At 65.4% G+C, this 20,028-nt stretch carries 19 protein-coding genes; 7 read left to right on the top strand and 12 right to left on the bottom strand.

The annotated features are described in order from the left end of the window. Positions 1-27: 27 nt before the first annotated feature. The 8 genes from GB880_RS12165 to pyrH form a co-directional block, all read right to left on the bottom strand. The gene (locus tag GB880_RS12165; RefSeq protein ID WP_154490002.1) at positions 28-672 is read right to left on the bottom strand and encodes an OmpH family outer membrane protein; all 645 of its coding nucleotides are present in this window, start codon (positions 670-672) and stop codon (positions 28-30) included. Beyond that, positions 672-3,008, bottom strand: coding sequence for an outer membrane protein assembly factor BamA (gene bamA, locus GB880_RS12170; RefSeq protein WP_154490004.1), 2,337 nt, complete (start codon positions 3,006-3,008; stop codon positions 672-674). Before bamA ends, GB880_RS12165 begins: the two co-directional genes overlap by 1 nt. Before the next feature lie 101 nt (positions 3,009-3,109). After that, the gene (rseP, locus tag GB880_RS12175; protein ID WP_154490006.1) at positions 3,110-4,435 is read right to left on the bottom strand and encodes an RIP metalloprotease RseP; all 1,326 of its coding nucleotides are present in this window, start codon (positions 4,433-4,435) and stop codon (positions 3,110-3,112) included. Continuing rightward, on the bottom strand, positions 4,435-5,607 hold the full coding sequence (gene dxr / locus GB880_RS12180; RefSeq protein WP_154490008.1) for a 1-deoxy-D-xylulose-5-phosphate reductoisomerase: 1,173 nt from the start codon (positions 5,605-5,607) through the stop codon (positions 4,435-4,437). Before dxr ends, rseP begins: the two co-directional genes overlap by 1 nt. Before the next feature lie 3 nt (positions 5,608-5,610). Next, on the bottom strand, positions 5,611-6,366 hold the full coding sequence (locus GB880_RS12185) for a phosphatidate cytidylyltransferase (protein ID WP_263467162.1): 756 nt from the start codon (positions 6,364-6,366) through the stop codon (positions 5,611-5,613). Between the two features lie 95 nt (positions 6,367-6,461). Then, positions 6,462-7,196, bottom strand: coding sequence for a polyprenyl diphosphate synthase (uppS, locus tag GB880_RS12190; RefSeq protein WP_154490012.1), 735 nt, complete (start codon positions 7,194-7,196; stop codon positions 6,462-6,464). A gap of 4 nt (positions 7,197-7,200) precedes the next feature. Continuing rightward, positions 7,201-7,764 carry a ribosome recycling factor gene (frr, locus tag GB880_RS12195; protein ID WP_154490014.1) on the bottom strand — a complete coding sequence of 188 codons (564 nt, stop codon included), beginning with the start codon at positions 7,762-7,764 and terminating at the stop codon, positions 7,201-7,203. 81 nt (positions 7,765-7,845) lie between these two features. Further along, positions 7,846-8,580, bottom strand: coding sequence for a UMP kinase (gene pyrH, locus GB880_RS12200; RefSeq protein ID WP_154490016.1), 735 nt, complete (start codon positions 8,578-8,580; stop codon positions 7,846-7,848). 91 nt (positions 8,581-8,671) lie between these two features. On the opposite strand from pyrH, the gene miaA reads away from it, so the two are divergent. Both miaA and GB880_RS12210 read left to right on the top strand, forming a co-directional pair. Further along, entirely contained in the window at positions 8,672-9,550 is an 879-nt protein-coding gene (gene miaA / locus GB880_RS12205; protein WP_229774247.1) for a tRNA (adenosine(37)-N6)-dimethylallyltransferase MiaA, read from the top strand. Between the two features lie 358 nt (positions 9,551-9,908). Then, complete coding sequence (locus tag GB880_RS12210; protein ID WP_195840840.1) at positions 9,909-10,664, top strand: AraC family transcriptional regulator; 756 nt, start codon at positions 9,909-9,911, stop codon at positions 10,662-10,664. Here the strand turns inward: GB880_RS12210 and GB880_RS12215 are convergent. Together GB880_RS12215 and GB880_RS12220 are read right to left on the bottom strand one after the other, a co-directional pair. Continuing rightward, positions 10,661-11,434, bottom strand: coding sequence for an RlmE family RNA methyltransferase (locus GB880_RS12215; protein WP_154490022.1), 774 nt, complete (start codon positions 11,432-11,434; stop codon positions 10,661-10,663). The two genes, GB880_RS12210 and GB880_RS12215, sit on opposite strands and share 4 nt — an antisense overlap. After that, entirely contained in the window at positions 11,435-12,559 is a 1,125-nt protein-coding gene (locus GB880_RS12220) for a Ppx/GppA phosphatase family protein (protein ID WP_154490024.1), read from the bottom strand. Between the two features lie 106 nt (positions 12,560-12,665). Between GB880_RS12220 and GB880_RS12225 the strand changes: the two genes are divergently transcribed. Genes GB880_RS12225 through GB880_RS12245 form a run of 5 tightly spaced genes read left to right on the top strand, consistent with a single transcriptional unit; the run spans position 12,666 to position 17,387 of the window. Continuing rightward, the gene (locus tag GB880_RS12225; RefSeq protein WP_195840839.1) at positions 12,666-12,830 is read left to right on the top strand and encodes a hypothetical protein; all 165 of its coding nucleotides are present in this window, start codon (positions 12,666-12,668) and stop codon (positions 12,828-12,830) included. Next, the gene (locus tag GB880_RS12230) at positions 12,830-14,011 is read left to right on the top strand and encodes a vWA domain-containing protein (RefSeq protein ID WP_154490026.1); all 1,182 of its coding nucleotides are present in this window, start codon (positions 12,830-12,832) and stop codon (positions 14,009-14,011) included. Before GB880_RS12225 ends, GB880_RS12230 begins: the two co-directional genes overlap by 1 nt. A 53-nt stretch (positions 14,012-14,064) precedes the next feature. After that, on the top strand, positions 14,065-14,748 hold the full coding sequence (locus GB880_RS12235; RefSeq protein WP_154490028.1) for a M48 family metallopeptidase: 684 nt from the start codon (positions 14,065-14,067) through the stop codon (positions 14,746-14,748). Between the two features lie 54 nt (positions 14,749-14,802). Next, positions 14,803-15,993, top strand: coding sequence for a hypothetical protein (locus GB880_RS12240; RefSeq protein ID WP_154490030.1), 1,191 nt, complete (start codon positions 14,803-14,805; stop codon positions 15,991-15,993). Then, the gene (locus tag GB880_RS12245) at positions 15,978-17,387 is read left to right on the top strand and encodes a cytochrome P450 (RefSeq protein WP_263467163.1); all 1,410 of its coding nucleotides are present in this window, start codon (positions 15,978-15,980) and stop codon (positions 17,385-17,387) included. Before GB880_RS12240 ends, GB880_RS12245 begins: the two co-directional genes overlap by 16 nt. On the opposite strand, the gene GB880_RS12250 is transcribed toward GB880_RS12245, so the two are convergent. Beyond that, entirely contained in the window at positions 17,375-18,847 is a 1,473-nt protein-coding gene (locus tag GB880_RS12250) for a carboxypeptidase M32 (protein WP_154490032.1), read from the bottom strand. The genes GB880_RS12245 and GB880_RS12250 overlap by 13 nt on opposite strands. Next, a complete protein-coding gene (ctaA, locus tag GB880_RS12255) occupies positions 18,844-19,989 on the bottom strand; it encodes a heme A synthase (protein ID WP_154490034.1) in 1,146 nt (381 codons plus the stop codon). The genes GB880_RS12250 and ctaA overlap by 4 nt, the downstream gene beginning before the upstream one ends. Positions 19,990-20,028: the final 39 nt, after the last annotated feature.

Here is a 20,028-nt window from a genome sequence, read left to right on the forward strand (position 1 = left end):
TCAAGGTTCACGATGGGCGGGTGCCTGTCAGTCATCCTGGGACTTTGGCTGCTCGGGTTCGGTCTTGGCGGGCTGCGGGCCGGCGCCAATCTCCTGGTTCAGTCGGGCGATCAGCGCATCGGTGATATCTATGGACTGGGCGGCAACGAAAATCGCGCGCTGGTCCAGCACGGCCACTGCCCCGCGCTCTTTCATCAAGGCCGCCAGCACCGGTAGCGCCGCGCGAAAAAAGGCCTGCCGCTCTTCTTCTGCACGGGTCTGCAACGCGCGCGCAGCAATGTCGCGCTCGCGGCGCACCTCGACCACGCGCTTGTCGAATTCGTCGGCGCGCGCACGGAACTCGTCTGCCGGCAGGCTTTGGCGCAGGGCGGTAAGCTGTTGCTCTTCTGCCGCGAACTCCTCGGCCAGGCGATCATTTTCGGCAGCGATGTCGCGTCCCTGCTTTTCAAGTTCGGCCTGCACCCGCTGCCCCCAGTCCGAGCGCAGATAGACCTCGTCCTGATCAAGGGTCATCAGCGGCAAGCTGGCCTCGCCAGCCTTGTCCGCTGTCTCGACCACCAAAGGCGGCAGATCGTGACCGATGCCGCCCGTTGCCGGCGCCGAGTTCTGTGCAGCGGTCACGCAGGGAAATGACACCGCCAGCACCAGCCCGCAAACCCCAGAACCACGCATCAGAACTTGGTCGAAATCGTAAGGTCGAAGGCCTGTTCCTTGTCGTAGTCCTCTTTCTTGATGGCCTTGGCAAAGTTGAAGCGCAGCGGACCGATCGGCGTGGTCCAGAACAGCGATGCCCCGACCGAGGCCCGAACATGCATGCTGTCATCGACGGTAAATCCGCCGGCACCCAGCGTGTCGTCCAGCCCCCAGACCGATCCCGCATCGGCAAACAGGCCGCCGGTGATGCCATATTCCTCGGGCAGACCCAGCGGGAATTGCAATTCGGTGCGCAAAGCCCAGAAATAGTTGCCGCCCAAGGCATCGCGGTTCGGCGCGTTCAGATCGCGCGGGCCAAGACCATTCGGCTCGAAGCCGCGGATCTTGTTGTTGCCGGTGTAGCGGTTCATGAAGCGGCTGTTCTGATCGTCCAGCATATAGACGGCGCCGGCCTCGAATTCGGCCAGCATGGTCACGCTTTCGCGCCACGCGCGGCTTTCCACCCCGGCATAAAGCGCCGAGGTGACCGCCTTGATGTCGCCGCCCAGCCCCGCATAATCCTGGCTGAACCGCAGGCGATAGCCTGTCAGCGGGTCCAGCCCGGAGATGCGGCTGTCCCAGCTGTAGGTATAGCCCAGGGCCGATGTGAAATAACCGCCCTGATCGCGCACCAGGATCGGTGACGACCCCACCAGTTCACCGGTTTCTTCGTCGTATTCGATAGGCCGCACGCCGTTCAGCGTGTCCTTGCTGAGCTTGTAGCGCAATTCCAGCCGGCCGTTTTCGGAAACCGGAAACTCCAATCCCGTCAAAAGGCCGACGGTGCGGGTATTGTATTCAGAGTTCAGGCGGTCGGTGGTGTTGTACCACGTCTGGAAACGCGCGCGCAGGTCGCGACCCAGGAAATAGGGTTCGATGAAGGTCAGACCTGAACTTTTTGTTCCCGAACCGGTTGCAAGCGACAGGTCGACCTGCTGACCGCGGCCCAGGAAGTTCTTTTCCGACAGCGATGCGTTGAAGCCCACCCCGGTCGCAACGCCGTAGCTTACACCGAAGCTGAGGCTGCCGGTCGGCTGTTCCTCGACATTGACATCGACGATGACCTGCTCGGGCGACGACCCCTGGCGGCTTTCGGCCTGAACGTCCGAGAAATAACCCAGGGCCCGCAGACGCTCGGCGGAATTGCGGATCTCGCGCGGGTTGAAGGGATCGCCTTCGACGGTGGTGAACTGGCGACGGATCACCTCGTCCAGCGTGGTGGTATTGCCTTCGATATCGATGCGCTCGACAAAGACGCGCTGTCCGCGGGTCAGGGCGAAAGTCAGATCCAGAATCTGATTGCGCTCATTGCGCGTGATGCGGGGTTCGATATTGACGAAGTTCAACCCCTTGCGCAGGGCAAGCGCCTCCATCCGCCGGATGGTGATATCGATGGCGGCAGGGTTGTAGACATCGCCGCGGCGCACGCGGTTCTGCGCCTGGAACTCGGCCGCGTCCACGCCGGGAATTTCGCTGACCGTGGTCACATTGCCGAACCTGTAACGCGGTCCTTCCTGGATCTGGAAGGTGATGTAGAAGGCATCGCGTTCGCGCGCCACCTCGGGTGCGATGCCCTGCACCTTGAAGTCGGCATAGCCGCGCGAGCGATAGAAATCGGTCAGCAGCTTTTCATCCACCGCGATCCGATCCGGGGCGAATGTGTCACGCTTGATGAAGGTCCGCAGCAATCCCGCCTGCTTGGTTTGCAGCACATTCCGCAGTCGCGCGTCGGAAAATGCGCGGTTGCCTACAAAGCCGATGCGTTCGATTTCGGTCACCGCACCTTCGCGGATCTCGAACACCAGGTCGACACGGTTGTCGCTGCGCCGGATGATGCGCGGATCGACCCGCGCCGCCAGCCGACCCTCGGCGGCATAGGCCTTGCTGATTTCGGCGGCATCGGCCTCGGCCTGGGCGGGCGAATAGACGCGGCGGGCCTGGGACTTGATGATCTTGGACAGATTCTCGTCCTTGAGCCGCCGGTTGCCTTCAAAGCTGATGACATTGATGGTGGGGTATTCGGACACCCGCACCACCAGAGTTCCGCCCGAGGGAACAAGTTCGACGCTTTCGAACAGGCCCGAGTTCTGCAGCCGCTGCAGCGCATCGTTCAGCGCCCCGGCCGAAACATCCTGACCGCGCGGCAGGTCCAGATAAGCCAGGATCGTCTGGGGCTCGATCCGCTGATTGCCTTCGATCCGGACGTTGCTGAACACATAGGCCGAAGCAGGGCTGGCCACCATGGCCACGGGGGCCGCCACCGCCAGCGCCGAAATCAGCGCCAGCGCGCCCTTGCCAAGTTTCCTGTCCGTCATCCGCTGCCCCTTGCGTGATAGGTGCCGGACGGGTTAGCCCCGCCCCATTTGCCCCGATGGATACAGCGAAGCGGGCGCGACTGTCAAAAGGCTAGGCCGCTTCAGGGGCAGAAAAGATCGTTCGAGAGGCCAAAGAACATCAGCGCCAGCACCGCTGCCAGCCCCAGGGCGGACAGGATATCCACCACCCGCCGCGAGGGCGGCCTGCCGGTGATCGCCTCATAGGCGTAAAACATCAGATGCCCGCCATCCAGCACCGGCACCGGCAGCAGGTTCAGAAAGCCCACAGCCGTCGACAGCACCGCGATCCACCAGATGAAGCTGCTGCCCCCCGCAGCCGCCGCCTGCCCCGTGGTCTCGGCGATCGAGATTGCACCGCCCAGGTTGCAGCTGTCGATCTGGGCGGTGATCATCGCCCAGATTCCGGACAGGGATGATGCGATGATGTCCCAGGTCCGTCGCGCCCCCAGGCCAAGGGCCTCGATCAACCCGGCGCTGCGGGTCGCCGGCTCGAAATAGGCGCTGCCGCCGGTAATGCCGATCAGCCAGCGCCGTTCGTATCCGGTCGCGGTGGGCAAGTCCTGCTCGCGCGGCGCCAGTGTATAGTCCGTATGACCCTGATCCGGGCGCCAGACACGCAAAAGCACAGGGCGCCCCTGGGCAGCCGCCAGATGCTGGCGCAGTTCGTCAAAGCTGGCCACTGCCTGCCCGTCGATGGCCAGGATCACGTCGCCGCCCCGCAGGCCGGCATCCGCCGCCGGGCTGCGCGGCGCAATGCCCGAAATCAGCGGCGGCAGCGGGTGCGGACCGGGCACGGTCACCTCTTTCCCGTCGCGCAGGACCGTCCAGCGATGAATGTCCTGGGCCGGCAGATCCTGACCGATGCGCGCCAGATCGGCCCAGCGCTGCACCCTCTGGCCATCCAGCGCCAGCACCGTGTCGCCGGGTTGCAACTGCATTTCGACGCCGGGCGGGGTTTGATACAGCTTGCCCACCCGCACCTCGTCGACAGGCAAGCCTTGCCACAGGGTGATGCCCGCAAAGACCAGGATGGACAGCACGAAATTGAACACCGGGCCTGCCGCGACCGTCGCCGCACGCGCCCATAGCGGCGCACCGTTCAGGCTTTGACGGCGGCGGGCAGGATCGACCTCTTGCCCCGTGCCTGCGCTGGCGGCGTTGCTGTCGCCCAGAAAACGGACATACCCCCCCAACGGCACGGCAGCGATCTGCCATAGCGTCCCACGGCGGTCGCGCCGCGCCAGCAGCCGCGGGCCGAAGCCCAGCGAAAACACCTCAGCCCGGATGCCGCACCAACGCCCGACGATGTAATGGCCGTATTCATGCACCGCGACGATGATCGATAGCGCAAGGATAAAGGCGCCCACCGTCCACAGGCTGTCGAGCAGTCCCGCCACCACCGTCATCACGCCGCCCCCTGCCATTGGGCCGCGGCGCGGCGGGCAAAACCGTCCCAGTCCAGAACCTCGTCCAGCGACGCCGGGCTTTGTGCAAATCCGGCCCGGGCGGCGGCCTGATCCAGCGCATGTTCGACGGCCGCGGCCATGTCGGTGAAGCGGACACGACCGGCGATGAAGTCATCCAGCGCCTGCTCCTTGGCCGCATTTAACACCGCGCCGGCGGCGCCCCCCGCCTCGACCGCCTGCCGCGCCAGGCGCAGGGCCGGCCAGCGCGCCTCGTCGGGCTCTTGAAAAGTCAGGCTGCCGATACGCGCCAGATCCAGCGGCGGCACCGGAAGCGGCTGGCGCTGCGGCCAGTGCAGCGCATAACCGATGGCATGGCGCATGTCGGGGGCGCCCAGATGTGCAATGCTGCCACCGTCGCGATGCGTGACCATAGCGTGAACGATCGATTGCGGATGCACCAGCACGCGCAACCGGCCCATGCCCAGGCCAAAGAATTCATGCGCCTCGATGATTTCCAGTGCCTTGTTGAACATGCTGGCGCTGTCGATGGTGATGCGCTGGCCCATGTCCCAGTTGGGATGGCAGCTGGCCTGGGCAACCGTGGCGCTGGCCAGGCGTTCCAGCGGCCAATCGCGGAAGGCCCCGCCCGAGGCGGTGATGGTCACATGTTCAACGGTTTCAAGGTTTTCCCCCTGAAGTGCCTGAAATATCGCGGAATGTTCGGAATCGACGGGCAGAATGGTTGCACCTTCGCGGCGGGCGGTGGCCATGACCAGCGGGCCGGCGGCGACCAGGGTTTCCTTGTTCGCCAATGCCAGGGTGCCGCCGCGTCCCAGCACCTTGAGCCCCGGCGCCAGACCCGCCGCACCGATGATCGCCGACAGCGTCCAATCGGCCGGCCGCCCGGCAGCCTCGACGATGGCGTCAGCCCCGGCCGCCGCCTCGATGCCGCTGCCCGCAAGGGCCGCGCGCAGCGCCGGCAAGGCATCCGGCCAGGCCGTCACCGCGATTTCCGCCCTGAGCGCCCGGGCCATCTCGGCCAGGCGCGCCACATTGGTGCCCCCGGTCAGGGCGACCGTCCGCCACCGTTCCGGCCCGCCCGAGCGCATCAACAGATCGAATGCGCTTTCGCCGACCGACCCGGTCGCCCCCAGAACGCTGATGCTGCGCATGTCTCAGCCTCCGACACTCGGCAAAAGATTGACGATCAGCAAGGCCAGCGCCAGTAGCAATGCCCCGGACATGGCGTCGAACCGATCCATCGCCCCGCCGTGGCCGGGAATCAGATCGGAACTGTCCTTGACCCCGACGCGCCGTTTCAGCCAGCTTTCCGCGATGTCGCCGAACTGCCCCGACAACGCGATCAAGGGACCGACGATCAGCACCGCCCAGCCGGCCTGCCCCGAAACTGCCAGTCCCAATGCCAGGGCAAAGGCGCCCACCCAGCCGGCGATGGTGCCGCTCCAGGTCTTTTTCGGGCTGATTGCCGGCCAGAATCGCGGCCCGCCCATTTTTCGACCGACGAAATATCCCAGGACATCGGACAGAACCACGGTCAGCACGATCCACAGCAGCGTCGGCAGGCCCATAACCTCGCGGATCACCACCAGGGCATAGCCGGCTGCAATGATCGCCAGCGTGAACAGGACAAAGGCAAGCCTTTCATGCGAATGCGTGCCGCGCCAGCCCGCCACCACCGGCACCAGCGCCAGAAGGAACGGCCAGTCCCCCGGCAGCGCCAGAATGGTCAGCATCACCAGCCCGGCAAGCACGCCGATCAGAACCGGATGCCGGGGGCTGTGAAATTCCGGATGACGCCAGGCCGTCAGCCGCGCCAGTTCCCAAAGCATCAGGCCGATCACGATCGACACGCCAAATCGCAGCCAAAGCCCGGACGACAGCAGCAGCACCACCCCCAGCACTGCCAGCACCAGACCGGATACCACCCTTGGCCAAAGGTCAGCCCATTTGTCCCGACCGCGGCGCAAGGCGTTCCGAATGCGGCCGCGCTGAGGATCCGAGACGTTCATGCGCCGCCAAAACGCCGGTCACGCAAGCCGAAGCGATCCAGGATGGCTGCGAGGTGTTCGGACGTGAAATCCGGCCACAAGGTCGGCGTGAATTCGTATTCCGAATAGGCGGCTTGAAAGGGCAAAAAATTCGACGTTCGCGTTTCGCCCGACGTGCGGATCACCAGGTCGGGGTCAGGATGACCAGCCGTGTCCAGGCAATCGGCCAGATCGCCCTCGGTCGGGGTCACGATTTCGCCGCGCGCGATTTTCTGCGCCAGGCGCGCCGCGGCGCGGGTCAGCTCGTCGCGGCCGCCATAGTTGATGGCCACGGTCAGGTTAAGACGGCTGTTCATGGCAGTGCGCGACTCGATCCCGGCCATCAGCCGCTGCAACTTCGGATCCAGCCGCTCACGCCCGCCGATGAAACGCATCCGCACGCCTTCGGCTGCCAGGCCATCGGCCTCGCGTTCGATGTAGCGGGCGAAAATCGCCATCAGACCCAGCACTTCCTCGGTCGAGCGCTTCCAGTTTTCGGTCGAGAATGCGTAAACCGTCAGCCAGTTCACGCCCAGGTCAGGACAGGCGCGCACGATCTGCTTGACCCTTTCGGCGCCGCGCCGGTGGCCGACAAGCCGCGGCCAGCCCCGGTTCTTGGCCCAACGGCCGTTGCCGTCCATGATGATGGCAACGTGGCGTGGCCGTTGATGCCCTGCCCCGGAAGTCGGCAGGCTGGCTGCGGTTTCGGCCATGCGCTCAGACCTGCATGATTTCGGCTTGCTTGGATTCCAGCGCCTGATCGACCGCCGCAATCATCTTGTCGGTCAGCTCCTGCACCGCGCCTTCCCAGAACTTCTGGTCGTCCTCGGACATTCCGGCGGCCTTGGCCTTCTTGATCTGGTCCATGCCATCGCGGCGCACGTTGCGGATGGCGACGCGGGCATGTTCGGCATATTGCGCCGCCACGCGTGTCAGTTCCCGGCGGCGCTCCTCGTTCAGCTCGGGGATCGGCAGCATGATGATGGTGCCGTTGAGCTGAGGATTGATGCCCAGACCGGATTCGCGGATCGCCTTTTCCGCCTTGCCCACCAGCGCCTTGTCCCAGATGTTGATCGTCACCATGCGCGGTTCGGGCACGTTGATGGTGCCGATCTGGTTGATGGGCGTGGGCGAACCGTAAGCATCGACCATGATGGGTTCCACCATGCTGGCCGAGGCGCGTCCGGTGCGCAGCGACGCAAATTCGTGGCGCAACGCATCCATCGCCCCCTTCATCCGGCGCTCCAGGTCGTCGGTGTCGATTTCAAACTCGTCGGACATGCTCGGTCACGGCCCTTGTTGCTGTGGTTTTCAGCGCTTTTAGCCGAGCGGCGTGCGCAAGGCAAAGCCTATGCGGTCATTTTAGCCATGCACGCGCGTATATGTGCCGGAACCGGCGAGGATGCCGCGGAATCCGCCCGGCTCGTCCAGCGAGAACACGATGATGGGCAGATCGTTGTCGCGCGCCAGCGCAATGGCCGAGGCGTCCATGACCCCCAGATGCTGTTGCAGCACCTCGTCATAGGTCACGTCATCATAGCGCTTGGCATCGGCGAACTTGGCGGGATCCTTGTCATAGACGCCATCGACCTTGGTGCCCTTGAAGATGGCTTCGCAGTTCATTTCATTGGCGCGCAGGGTGGCGGCGGTATCGGTGGTGAAATAGGGGTTGCCCGTGCCGGCGGCAAAGATGCAGACGCGTTTCTTTTCCAGATGCCGCACGGCGCGGCGGCGGATGTAGGGCTCGCACACCTCATCCATGCGGATGGCGGAAATCACACGGGTATGGATGTTCAACGCCTCGAGCGCGGCCTGCATCGCCAGGGCATTCATCACCGTGGCCAGCATCCCCATGTAATCGGCTGTCGCGCGCTCCATGCCCTGCGCGCTGCCCTGCAAGCCGCGGAAGATGTTTCCCCCGCCGATGACCATGCAGATTTCGACGCCCAGATCGTGGACCGACTTGACCTCGCGGGCGATGCGGGCCACCGTCGGCGGGTGCAGGCCATAGCCCTGATCGCCCATCAGCGCCTCGCCCGAGATCTTCAGCATCACTCGGGAGTAGCTGGCGGCAGGTTTCTGGGCGAGGTCCGACATGGGATTACCTTTTTGCGGGTGTTTCATCGGCCCGCAAAATGTCGCAAACAGTGCCCATGTTCAACCGCCGCCGTCAGACGACAGGCCAAAGATGACGACCTCATTCGTTCGCAACCTGCCGCCCGATCGCCACGTGGTCATCGCAGGACCGACCGCCAGCGGCAAATCCGCCCTGGCATTGCGCATCGCCCAGACCCAGGGCGGCACGGTCGTGAATGCCGATGCGCTTCAGGTCTGGTCCTGCTGGCAGATCCTGACAGCGCGCCCCGATGCGACCGATCTGGCCCAGGCGCCGCATGCCCTTTACGGACATGTCGCACCCGGGTGCCACTACTCGGCAGGCGAATGGCTGTCCGAGGTATCCCGAATTTCGGGGCGCCTGATCGTGGTGGGCGGCACCGGGCTATATCTGAACGCCCTGACCCGCGGTCTGGCCGAGATCCCGCCCACACCTGCGGAAATTCGCGCAGCCGGCGATGCAATGATGCGCATGCCGCAAGGTTTGGCCCGGATGGTGGCGCAGCTGGACCCAGCCACCCGCGCGCGGATCGATTTGAACAACTCTGCCCGCGTGCAGCGCGCATGGGAGGTGCTGCAAACCACCGGCAAAGGTATCGTCACGTGGCAGCAACACACGCCGCCGCCGCTGATCGATTCTGCCCGGGCCTGCATGGTGGTGCTGGAATCGGATCGCGATTGGCTCGCCACCCGGATCGAACGGCGCTTTCACCGGATGATGGACCAGGGCGCCTTGGATGAGGTGCGCGCGAACCTGCCCCGCTGGGATCAGGGCGCGTTGTGGGCCAGGGCAATCGGGGCTTCGGAACTTGTCGAACATCTGCAAGGGCGTATATCGCTGGAAACCGCCATTGACCGGGCAATTGCCGCCACGCGACAATACGCCAAGGCGCAGCGAACATTCTTTCGTGGGCGCATGCGGGATTGGCCACGGCTGCGCGTTGATGCCTGAAAGCCGCAGACCCGCAATCATTCCGCGCAACGCGCGATCAAGCTTCTGCACGATTGGCAGCGCCCGTATTATATAGGCAGATATTTGCCGAAAGATGCCGCCGATGAGCGATTCGCCGCCAAGCCCCCATGATTCAGCACAAGATCCCGTGATCCAGCGCCTGGTGGCGGCCGGGGTCAGCGCCCCAGAGATTCCAGGGGAAAACCCTGCTCCAATGCGCAGGCTGGTGTTGGTGGCCGGTGGCAAGGCAGGATCGGCGCCATTCAGGCAGCCACCCCAGGCCGGCCGCCGCCCTCCGAACAGGACGGTCGATCGCCTGCGGCTGGTGCCTTTGGCAGGGTTTCACTGGGGCCGGCCGATGACCGGCACGATGCAGGGCGACCTGCCGCGCGTGCGCAACGACCACGTGCTGATCCGCATCTCCGAAGGCATCACCACGATCCGTTTTCCGCGCCACGATCATGTGCTGGGCAGTCAGCAGCTGGCCTTTCTGCCGGCAGGCACGGCGTTTTCCCTGCGTCCCTCGGCAAACGTGCAGGGCGAGGTGATCCTGATTCCGCTGATCGCCGCGCGCCATGTCAGCTTGCCCCATGAGTTCCGCAGCGGCCTGCCGGAAAGCGGTGATGTCGGCCTTTTGCGTCCCGCACTGCAAAGGCTCGAGGCGGATACCAGCGCCGTGGACCCGCTGCCCATGATTGCCGCGATCCTCTCGCGCCTGCGCCCGTCAACGGCCCAGCCCACGACAGCCGACGGTGCATTCGATCTGGCGAAAGATCTTGTTGATCGCTTTCTGAACCGCGCACTTGCCGATCTGGGCAACAGCCCGAGCATTGCCGAACTGGCGCGGGGGCTTGACTGCTCACAGGGACATCTGGATCGGGCCTGCAAGCTGGTGCGCGGACGCAACGCATTGCAACTGCTTTACGACCTGCGGTTGCAGACAGTCCGCCAGGCCCTGGCCTGCCCCGAACCGGCGCTGCCCCAGCTGGCAAAGGATCTGGGGTTTGCAGATATGGGCCATTTCATCCGCGCCTTTCAGGCCGCCACAGGACAGACCCCTGCGGCATATCGCCAGCAATGCCTGCAAGCCAAGGGCAGTGAAGGCGCGGCCTAATCCGTATCCGGTGCGGTTGCAGAGCTGGCTTCAAGCTCCTGCGCCCGGCCGCGAAAGCCCTGAGCGACGACAAATTTTTCGGAACTGTCCGAACGGCTGGCCGGCGGCTTTACGTTAGCGACCTTGCGGAAGTTGCGCTTGAGCATTGCCTGCATCTCGTTTTCGGCGCCACCGGCCAGCACCTTTGCAACAAAGGTGCCACCCGGTTCCAGCACATCAAACGCCAGTTGCGCGGCGGCCTCGACCAGGGCGACGATGCGCAGATGGTCCGTGCCCTTGTGCCCCGAGGACGCCGCAGCCATGTCCGACATCACCACATCGGCACGACCGCCAAGCCACTGCTTGACCTTGTCGTCGGCACCATCGGACAGGAAATCCAGCTGATGAATCTCGGCCCCGGCAATGGGATCAACCTCTTGCAGGTCCACGCCCAGAACCCGCCCTATCTTTTTCCCCGGCTTGTCGCCCAAGGCATTGACCCGGGCAACTGCCACTTGGCACCACCCGCCCGGCGCGCAGCCCAGGTCGACCACGCGCGCACCGGGCACCAAAAAGCCATACTTGTCGTCAAGTTCGATGATCTTGAAGGCCGCGCGGCCGCGATAGCCTTCGCGGCGGGCGCGTGCAACATATGGGTCGTTCAATTGCCGTTCCAGCCACAGGGTGCTGGACAACTTCCTGCCCTTGGCCGATTTGACCCTGACCCGCAATTCGCGCTGCCCACGCCCCGAAGATTTCTTTTCCCCACCCGGTTTCTTGCCCTGGGTCATCTAAGCCACCCCATTCACGCCCTCGGGCGTCAATACACCGTCCTTGACCATCTGTGCATAAAGCAGCCCCTCGCGCAGGCCCCTGTCGGCCACCGAAAGGCGCGTGGTCGGCCAGACCCGCATCAAGGTCTGCAGGATCGCCGCACCCGACATGATCAGCGCATGACGTTCCCGACCGATACGCGGATCTGCCCGCCGCCCGTCCGGTCCCAAGGCCAGATAGTCGCGTATCACCCGGTCTATCTGTGCCGAGGTCATGGTCAAGCCGTCCACCTTGGTGCGGTCGTAACGTCGCAAACCCAGATGGCTGGCGGCAACCGTTGTCACCGTGCCCGACGTGCCGATGACCTGAAAATTCTCTATCCCGTCCAGCGCCCGGCTATAGGGGGTGAAATCGGACAGCATTTCCTCGAAATGCCAGGACATCAGGGCAAAGCGGCCTTGGTCGTCCTCGACATCCTCGAACTGGTCGCGAAGGGTGGCGACACCCAGGGGCACGCTGATCCAGTCGATCACCCGCGCCCCGCCCGGCTGCGGATCGCCGAACCCGTCGCCCAGACGCATGATGGCGCGCGGACGTTCGGCCGGCTCGACATCCTCAAGATCGATCCAGACCAGTTCGGTCGAACCGCCGCCGATATCGACCACCAGCAATTGTTCGGTGCGCAGGCTGACCAGGGGCGCGCAGGAAATCACCGCCAGCCGCGCCTCCTCCTCGGCGTTGATGATCTCGACCGGCAAACCGGTCTCTCGCCGGATCATGCGCATGAATTCACGACTGTTGCGCGCGCGCCGGCAGGCCTCGGTTGCCACCAGGCGCATGCGCGTGACGTTATGCGCCTCGAGCTTGCGCCGGCACACCTGCAAGGCATGCACCGTCCGCGCCATCGATGGGCGCGACAGCCTGCCTGATGCCTCGAGCCCCTGGCCCAGCTGGACCGGCTTCGAGAAACTGTCGACCACCTGGAACTGGCTGCCCGCCGGGCGGGCAATCAGCATCCGGCAGCTGTTGGTGCCAAGATCCAGGGCCGCATACAGCGGCCCCTCCTCGGCCGGGCGGGTGGCGAAAGGCTCGACCGCTTTCTTCGAGAACGCGTCCGCACCCGCAGGACGCCTGGGCGCCATTCTTACGCCCTCCGATAACAAGTTGTTACAAAGTTAACCCGCCCCCCGCGGGCGTTCAAGGGGTTGGCGACTCGACAGCGGCGGGCAGGAAGGCTATGCCCGGGCCATGATCGTGATTGCCGCATTCCTGATCGGCGCAGCGATCGGCTGGAAACGTGCCGCCAAGGCTGGGGGCAACCGCGCCGACAAGCTGCAATATGCCGCCGCCCATGGCTTGGCACTGACCGTGCTGGGCGTATTCCTGACCGTTCTGATCAGCCGGATGGCGTGATGTTCAGGCCGTTTCTCGACAGTCTGCGCCGGCATGGTGTCCCGGCCAGCCTGCGGGAATATCTGGATCTGCTGGCAGGGTTGCAGGCGGGCCTGTCCGACTGGAGCCCCGACGGCTTCTATCACCTGGCCCGCGCCACCCTGGTCAAGAACGAAGCCCATATCGACCGTTTCGACCGCGCCTTTGCCGAGGCGTTCTCGGGCCTGGATCAGATCCCCGTCGAATCGCTGGTCGATCAGGTGTCGATTCCCCGCGAATGGCTGGAAAAGCTGGCCGAGAAGCTGCTGAGCGAAGAAGAGCGCGCCGCGATCCAAGGTGCCGGCAGTTTCGACGAGCTGATGCGGCGCCTGCGCGAACGTCTGGCTGAACAGCGCGAGCGCCATCAGGGCGGCAGCAAATGGATCGGCACCGCAGGCACCTCGCCATTCGGCGCCTATGGTTACAACCCCGAGGGCATCCGCATCGGCCAGGATGCCAGCCGCCACCGCCGCGCCGTCAAGGTCTGGGATCGGCGCGAGTTTCGGGATTTCGACGATTCGGTCGAACTGGGCACGCGCAACATCAAGGTGGCGCTGAAACGGCTGCGGCAATGGGCGCGTCACGGCTCGGCCGAGGAGCTTGACCTGCCCGGCACCATCCGGGCCAGCGCCGAACATGGCTATATAGACGTGCAGACCCGGCCCGAGCGGCACAATGCCGTCAAGGTGTTGCTGTTTCTGGATGCCGGCGGCAGCATGGACGATCATTCCCGGCTGGTGAACGAGCTGTTTTCAGCCGCGCGGGCCGAGTTCAAGCATCTTGAGCACTTCTATTTCCACAACTGCGTCTACGAGGCGCTGTGGCGGGACAACCGCCGCCGCTGGAACGAAACCATCCCGACCTGGGACGTGCTGCACCGCTATGGTCGCGACTACAAGCTGATCATGGTCGGCGATGCCTCGATGTCGCCCTATGAAATCGCGGTGCCGGGCGGGGCCAACGAACACTGGAACCCGGAACCGGGCGAATTGTGGCTGCGCCGCCTGCGCGAAGCCTGGCCCGATCATGTCTGGCTGAACCCGGTGCCGCAGGCGCACTGGCGCCAAACGCCTTCGATCGGGATGATCCGCACCATCTTCGAGGACCGGATGCAGCCATTGACGCTGGAGGGGCTGACCCAGGCGATGCGGATTCTGGGCTGAGCGCGGCCCGGTCCGGCCTTGGCGCGGACGGGCGCGCCGCCCATATTGATCCCATGCTGAAACTGACGCCGATCCTGCTGATCCTGCTCTACGCCGCAGTGATGTGGATGTTCTCGGCATGGCGGCTGCGCGCCGATCTGGACGCGCGTTCGACGCCGCTGGATCATCCCCGGCTGGTGCCGATGTTGCGCCGCCTGGGCCAGGCCATGGACCTGCCGCCGATCCGGGCGCATGTCTATGAAATCGCGCCCGTCAACGGGCTGGCGGCGCCGGACGGCCGCATCTTCCTGACCCGAGGCTTCATCGACCGTCTGGATTCGGGCGAAGTGACCGAGGCGGAACTGGCGTCGGTCATCGCCCATGAGCTGGGCCATGTCGCCCATGGCCACGCCCGCCGCCGCATGGTCGATTTCGCCGGCCAGAACGTGATCCGGGTGGTGCTGTCGGGGGTTCTGGGCCGCATCCTGCCCGGGATCGGCGGCTGGCTGGCCAGTCTGGCGGCCGCGGCGCTGGCGGCACGCCTGTCGCGCCAGGACGAGTTCGAGGCCGACGCATTCGCCAGCGCGCTGATGATCAAGGCAGGTCTTGGCACCGCGCCACAGAAAAGCCTGTTTCACAAGCTGGATCGCATGTCGGGCGCGCGCGGCACCGCCCCGGCCTGGCTGATGTCGCACCCACCCCTGCCCGCGCGCATCGCCGCCATCGAGAAGCTGGAAGCGCGCTGGCAGCGGCGCTGACTTGCCCATGCCGACACTTGGGCTATGCTGCGCCTGCCCAATGGCCAGGCTTTCATGACCCGCCCCTTTCGCCGTCGCATCCTGTATATTCCGGGCTATGACCCGCTGCCGCCGCGCCGCTATCGCGAGACGTTCCGCAGCGAAGGGGCCACGCAGGCGATGCTGTCGGGCTATCGGCTGCAGATGGGGCCACGCGGCGATGCGACCGGCTTTGGCTGGGGTGTGCGCGGCGATTTTCCCGAAGGCCGCAGCGAATGCGATTTCGAGGTGCTGGTGTGGTCCGATATCGTGCAGGGCTCGATGGGTCATGGCATCCTCGCAACCTATGGCCAGATGCTGCGCACCGCCGCCATCTATCTGGGTTCGGGCGCGCTGTGGCGGATGACCAGACTGCGGCGCGGGCCGGTGCTGGCGGCGCTGTATCCGGTGGCGGTGCTGCTGGCGCAACTGCTGCTGGCGCTGGCCCTGGGGGGAATTGCCGGCGGGCTGCTGGCTTCACTGACCGGGTTGGGGCTTTGGGTGTCGCTGCCCGTTGCGGGTGTCCTCGCCTGGGCCCTGCTGCGCCTGTTCCGGCGGGCGGACAGCCGGTTCATGGCCTGGTATCTGATGCACGATTTCGCCTTTATCGCCAGCGGAGCGGGCGCATGGCCGCCTGCCCTTGATCGCCGGCTGGACCAGTTCGCCGCAAGGCTGGGTCAGGTTCTGAGGCAGGACTGGGACGAAATTCTGGTGGTGGGCCATTCGACCGGCGCCTGCCTTGCAGTATCGGCCGTGGCACGCGCGATGAAGGACGCGCCAAAGGACGCCAGATTGTCGCTGCTGACCCTTGGCCAGGTAGTGCCGATGATGTCCTTTCTGCCGCGCGCGCGCGGGCTGCGCCGCGACCTGCGGTCGCTGTCGATCAATCGCCAGGTCGATTGGGTCGATGTCTCGGCACCGGGCGACCCCTGCTGCTTCGGCTTGTGCGATCCGGTAGCGGTGTCGGGGGTGCGCCCGCCGCAGGCGCACCAGCCGCTGATCCTGTCGGCGGCGTTTTCCCGCAGCCTGTCGCGCGCCCGGTTGCAGGCGCTGCGCGGCCGGTGGCTGCGTATCCATTTCCAGTATCTGTGCGCCTTTGACCGGCCACAGGGTTACGACTATTTCGCCATCACCGCCGGCCCCCTGCCCCTTGCCCGGCGTTACCGCGACCGCAGCCATTCCCCCGGCCGCATCGACCGTCCGGTGAGCCCATGGACGACGACCTGATCCCGCCCAAACCGCCGGCCCGCCAAGGCCCGCCGCGGCTGTGGCGCTTTCTGCGCGACTTTCGCCGCGACATCCTGTCGGCGCAATCCGACCGGCTTTACCACGCCTGGATGGCGGAATACCGCAACCCGCTGGTGCACAGTTTTACCTGCAACGATCCGCGGCTGGTCGATCTGATCCTGTGCCAACGCCCGCTGGACTTTCCCAAGTCGCGCCGCATGGCCGCGGGGCTCGAGCCCTTGCTGGGTCAGTCCAGCTTCGTGTCGAACGGCGACAGATGGCTGCATCAGCGCCGCATCATCGACCCCGCCTTCGAAGGCGGCCGCCTGCGCCAGTCGCTGCCGGCGATCTGGCAGGCGGCGCAATCGGGGGCCGCGCGGCTGGCCCTGCTGGCCGATGGCGCGGATGTGGACATTCAGCCGCACACCAGCCATGTCGCCGCCGACGCCATCTGCCGGGCGATGTTTTCGATCCCGATCGAGGATCGCACCGCCAGCCAGGTCTTTGCCGCCTTTGGCGAACATCAGGACGCCCAGCCGATGGTCAATCTGGGGGCCTTGCTGCCGGTGCCGCGCTGGCTGCGTCTGCACCGCAGGCGGGCGCGACGCAGCGCCCGCCGCATCCGCGATCTGGTCGCGCAGATGGTCGCGGCCCGCGCGACGCAGATCGCCGAAGGCCGCGCACCCGATGATCTGGCGACGAAACTGATGACCCTGCCCGATCCGCAAACCGGCCAGCGTTTTGCCCGGCACGAGATGATCGACGAGGTGGTGACCTTCTTTCTGGCCGGGCATGAAACCAGCGCCTCGGCCCTGGCATGGGCGCTTTACCTGCTGGCGATCAGCCCCGCATGGCAGGACCGGCTGGCGGCCGAGGCGCGCGCCTGCCTGCCTGCCGCCGGCATCCCCGATCTGGGCACCGTGCGGCAGTTGACGGTGGCCCGCGCCGTGTTTCGCGAGGCGCTGCGCCTCTATCCCCCTGTCGCCATGACCGTGCGCGAGGCGCGGCGATCCGAAACGCTGCGCGGCCGCACGGCGCGGCCCGGCGCGCAGATGGTGCTGTCGCCCTGGCACCTGCATCGCCATCAGCGGCTATGGCCCCGCCCCGACAGCTTCGACCCGGGACGCTGGCTGGAGCCTGCGGTGGACGCCTGCCCGCGCCACGCCTTCATCCCGTTTTCGGCCGGGCCGCGCGCCTGTCCCGGCGCGGGTTTTGCGATGATCGAAGGGCCTTTGGTGCTGGCGGCTCTGCTGCGCGATCTGGCGGTCGCACCGGGGGCAGAACCACCGGTGCCGGTCATGCGGCTGACCCTGCGCGGCCGCGACGGCATCGGGCTGCGCATCACCCGCCGGTCGCGCGCCGCGGGCTCAGGGCCAGACGATCAAAGGCGGTAGATGGCCGCGAACTTCTGTTCCAGATAGTTCAGCAGCGGCTCTTCGCTGATCTCGCCGCCAATGGCGCGCTGGATCAGTTCGCGCGGCGGGTATAGGCCGCCGTGGCGCTGCATGTTCTCGCGCAGCCATTCGACCGCAGGCTCGGCATCGCCTTGCGCCAGCGACTGATCCAGTTCTGGCAACGCCTCGCGCATGGCTTCATGCAGGCAGCCGGCATAGACATTGCCCAGCGTATAGGTCGGGAAATAGCCGAAAAGCCCCACCGCCCAATGCACGTCCTGCAGCACGCCATTGGCGGGACGATCCACCGCCACGCCGAAATCCTTCAGGAAGCGGTTGTTCCACGCCTCGGGCAGGTCGTCGACATCCAGGCGGCCGGCGATCAGGTCGCGCTCCAGGTCAAAGCGCAGCATGACATGCAGGTTATATTGCACCTCGTCAGCCTCGGTGCGGATGAAGCCAGGGGTCACCCGGTTGACGGTCGCATAAAACGCGTCGGCATCGGCAACAGACAGGCCGCCGAAGGCGTCGCACATCCGCCGATAGAGCCAACCCGTAAAAGCCTGGCTGCGCCCGATCTGGTTTTCATAGATCCGGCTTTGGCTTTCATGCGCGCCCATCGACACCCCGCGCCCCAGCGGGGTAAAGGCATAGTCGCTGTCGATGCCCAGTTCGTAGCTGGAATGACCGACCTCGTGAATGGTCGAATACAGACAGTTGAACGGGTCGGTTTCGACCACCCGGGTGGTTATGCGGCTGTCCTGCCAACGGCCCGAACTGAACGGATGCACCGCAAGATCCATCCGTCCGCGCGTCCAGTCGTAGCCAAAGGCGGTGGCGCAGATGCGTGCCAGACGCAGCTGGGTTTCCTGTGGAAAATGTCCCGTCAAGGGTTGCGGCTGGAACTCGGCGCCCAGGATCTCGTCACGCAGCGCCACCAGGCGCGGGCGCATGGCGTCGAACAATCTTGCGATTTCCCACTGGCTGGCGCCGGGCTCGTAATCATCCAAGAGCGCGTCATATAGATCGCCGCCATCCGCCAGTGCCGCCGCCTCTTCGCGTTTCAGCATCAGGATGTCGTTCAGCACCGGCAGGAAATCGTCCGGCGAATCCTTGGCGCGTGCCTCGGCCCAGATGCCCTGCGACAAAGAGGTCTGCCGTGCCAGTTCCGTCGCCAGCCGCGCGGGAATGCGGATGGCGCGGCGATGCTCGCGCGCGATCAGATCCAGGATGCGCTGATCCTCGGCATCCTCGGGTTCGGCGCGGTCCAGCCATTCGCCGATGCGGGGGTCGGTGCGGCGTTCATGCAGCACCGCCTCCATCGCGGCCATTTCCTCGGCCCGCTGTTCTGATGCGCCGCGCGGCATAACCGTTTCCTGGTCCCAGCCAAGCCGTTCGGCGACCGAGCTCAGCGCCTCGGTCTGGCGTTGAAAGGCCAGCAGCTCGTCAAGAGCGGTCATCGCACAGTTCCCCGCACCGAAGTTTCATATGGATAGCGTGCGTGGTGCCGCGCCCGCAGGATCAGGGTGAACAGTGCCACGGCGCCCAGCTGATGCGCCAGCGCCAAATGCAGCGGCGAGGCATGCAGCACGTTCATGATCCCCAGAAAGATTTGCAGACCGACTGCGGCCAGCATCACGTGATAGGCGCCGCGGGTGACCGGATGCGGCGATCGGCGCGCCCGCAGCCAGACAACGATTGCAAAGATCGCCAGCAGATAACCGACCATGCGATGGACAAACTGAACCAGCGCCGGATTCTCGAACAGGTTGCGCCAGCCAAGAGCAGGATCCCAGATCGCGCTTGGTATCCATTCTCCGCCCATTGTCGGCCAGCCTGTATACATCCGCCCGGCATCGATCCCGGCAACCAGCGCTCCGATCAGGATTTGCAGGAATGCCAGATGCAGCAGGCCCGTCGTCATTGAAAACAGCTTGGCCTCGCCGGCGCGACGTGCCCTTAGCAGCGCTGCTTCGGGGCGCGACAGCTGTAACGCATACCAGGCAATCAGCCCCAGGATGGCAAAGGCCAGGCCAAGATGCACCGCCAGTCGATACGAGGCCACGCGCACCATCTCGCCCGACAGGCCGGAATGCACCATCCACCAGCCGATGGCTCCCTGCGCCCCGCCCAGAATACCCAGAAGCAGCAGGCGCGGCGTCCAGCCGGTCGGAATCCGGCGCGTCGCCCAGAACGCCAGCAAGCCGATCGCCCAGACCAGCCCGATCAATCGCCCCAGCAGCCGATGGGACCATTCCCACCAGTAGATCCACTTGAAGCCCGCCAGATCCATGTCGGGGTTCTGCAACCGGAATTGCGGGATCTGTCGATACTTGTCGAATTCGGCCTGCCAGCTTGCTGCATCCATCGGCGGCAGGGCGCCAGTCACCGGCTTCCATTCGGTGATCGACAGCCCCGATCCGGTCAGCCGGGTGGCGCCACCCAGGGCAATCATCGCCACCACGAGCACAAACAGAACCATCAGCCAAGCACGGATCAGCGTGCGCGCACCGCGAGGGGCGGTGTCGATCAGCCCGCCTTTGGGCAGGGTTTCGCGCGGCGCGCTGTCCGCGACCTCCTGGAACACGGGGCGTTTTGCCATTTCTGCTTCCTTGTGTTTTGGGCGCAACCTTGGCGGGCA

The sequence above is a fragment of the Paracoccus sp. SMMA_5_TC genome, from assembly GCF_009696685.2.
Taxonomy (GTDB): Bacteria; Pseudomonadota; Alphaproteobacteria; order Rhodobacterales; family Rhodobacteraceae; genus Paracoccus.

What these genes read in the sequence shown, in the direction of transcription:
- GB880_RS12165 (WP_154490002.1), bottom strand. Translation starts at nt 672, where the DNA reads ATGCGTGGTTCTGGGGTTTGCGGGCTGGTGCTGGCGGTGTCATTTCCC.
- bamA (WP_154490004.1), bottom strand. Translation starts at nt 3,008, where the DNA reads ATGACGGACAGGAAACTTGGCAAGGGCGCGCTGGCGCTGATTTCGGCG.
- rseP (WP_154490006.1), bottom strand. Translation starts at nt 4,435, where the DNA reads ATGACGGTGGTGGCGGGACTGCTCGACAGCCTGTGGACGGTGGGCGCC.
- dxr (WP_154490008.1), bottom strand. Translation starts at nt 5,607, where the DNA reads ATGCGCAGCATCAGCGTTCTGGGGGCGACCGGGTCGGTCGGCGAAAGC.
- uppS (WP_154490012.1), bottom strand. Translation starts at nt 7,196, where the DNA reads ATGGCCGAAACCGCAGCCAGCCTGCCGACTTCCGGGGCAGGGCATCAA.
- frr (WP_154490014.1), bottom strand. Translation starts at nt 7,764, where the DNA reads ATGTCCGACGAGTTTGAAATCGACACCGACGACCTGGAGCGCCGGATG.
- pyrH (WP_154490016.1), bottom strand. Translation starts at nt 8,580, where the DNA reads ATGTCGGACCTCGCCCAGAAACCTGCCGCCAGCTACTCCCGAGTGATG.
- miaA (WP_229774247.1), top strand. Translation starts at nt 8,672, where the DNA reads ATGACGACCTCATTCGTTCGCAACCTGCCGCCCGATCGCCACGTGGTC.
- GB880_RS12210 (WP_195840840.1), top strand. Translation starts at nt 9,909, where the DNA reads ATGACCGGCACGATGCAGGGCGACCTGCCGCGCGTGCGCAACGACCAC.
- GB880_RS12215 (WP_154490022.1), bottom strand. Translation starts at nt 11,434, where the DNA reads ATGACCCAGGGCAAGAAACCGGGTGGGGAAAAGAAATCTTCGGGGCGT.
- GB880_RS12220 (WP_154490024.1), bottom strand. Translation starts at nt 12,559, where the DNA reads ATGGCGCCCAGGCGTCCTGCGGGTGCGGACGCGTTCTCGAAGAAAGCG.
- GB880_RS12225 (WP_195840839.1), top strand. Translation starts at nt 12,666, where the DNA reads ATGATCGTGATTGCCGCATTCCTGATCGGCGCAGCGATCGGCTGGAAA.
- GB880_RS12230 (WP_154490026.1), top strand. Translation starts at nt 12,830, where the DNA reads ATGTTCAGGCCGTTTCTCGACAGTCTGCGCCGGCATGGTGTCCCGGCC.
- GB880_RS12235 (WP_154490028.1), top strand. Translation starts at nt 14,065, where the DNA reads ATGCTGAAACTGACGCCGATCCTGCTGATCCTGCTCTACGCCGCAGTG.
- GB880_RS12240 (WP_154490030.1), top strand. Translation starts at nt 14,803, where the DNA reads ATGACCCGCCCCTTTCGCCGTCGCATCCTGTATATTCCGGGCTATGAC.
- GB880_RS12245 (WP_263467163.1), top strand. Translation starts at nt 15,978, where the DNA reads ATGGACGACGACCTGATCCCGCCCAAACCGCCGGCCCGCCAAGGCCCG.
- GB880_RS12250 (WP_154490032.1), bottom strand. Translation starts at nt 18,847, where the DNA reads ATGACCGCTCTTGACGAGCTGCTGGCCTTTCAACGCCAGACCGAGGCG.
- ctaA (WP_154490034.1), bottom strand. Translation starts at nt 19,989, where the DNA reads ATGGCAAAACGCCCCGTGTTCCAGGAGGTCGCGGACAGCGCGCCGCGC.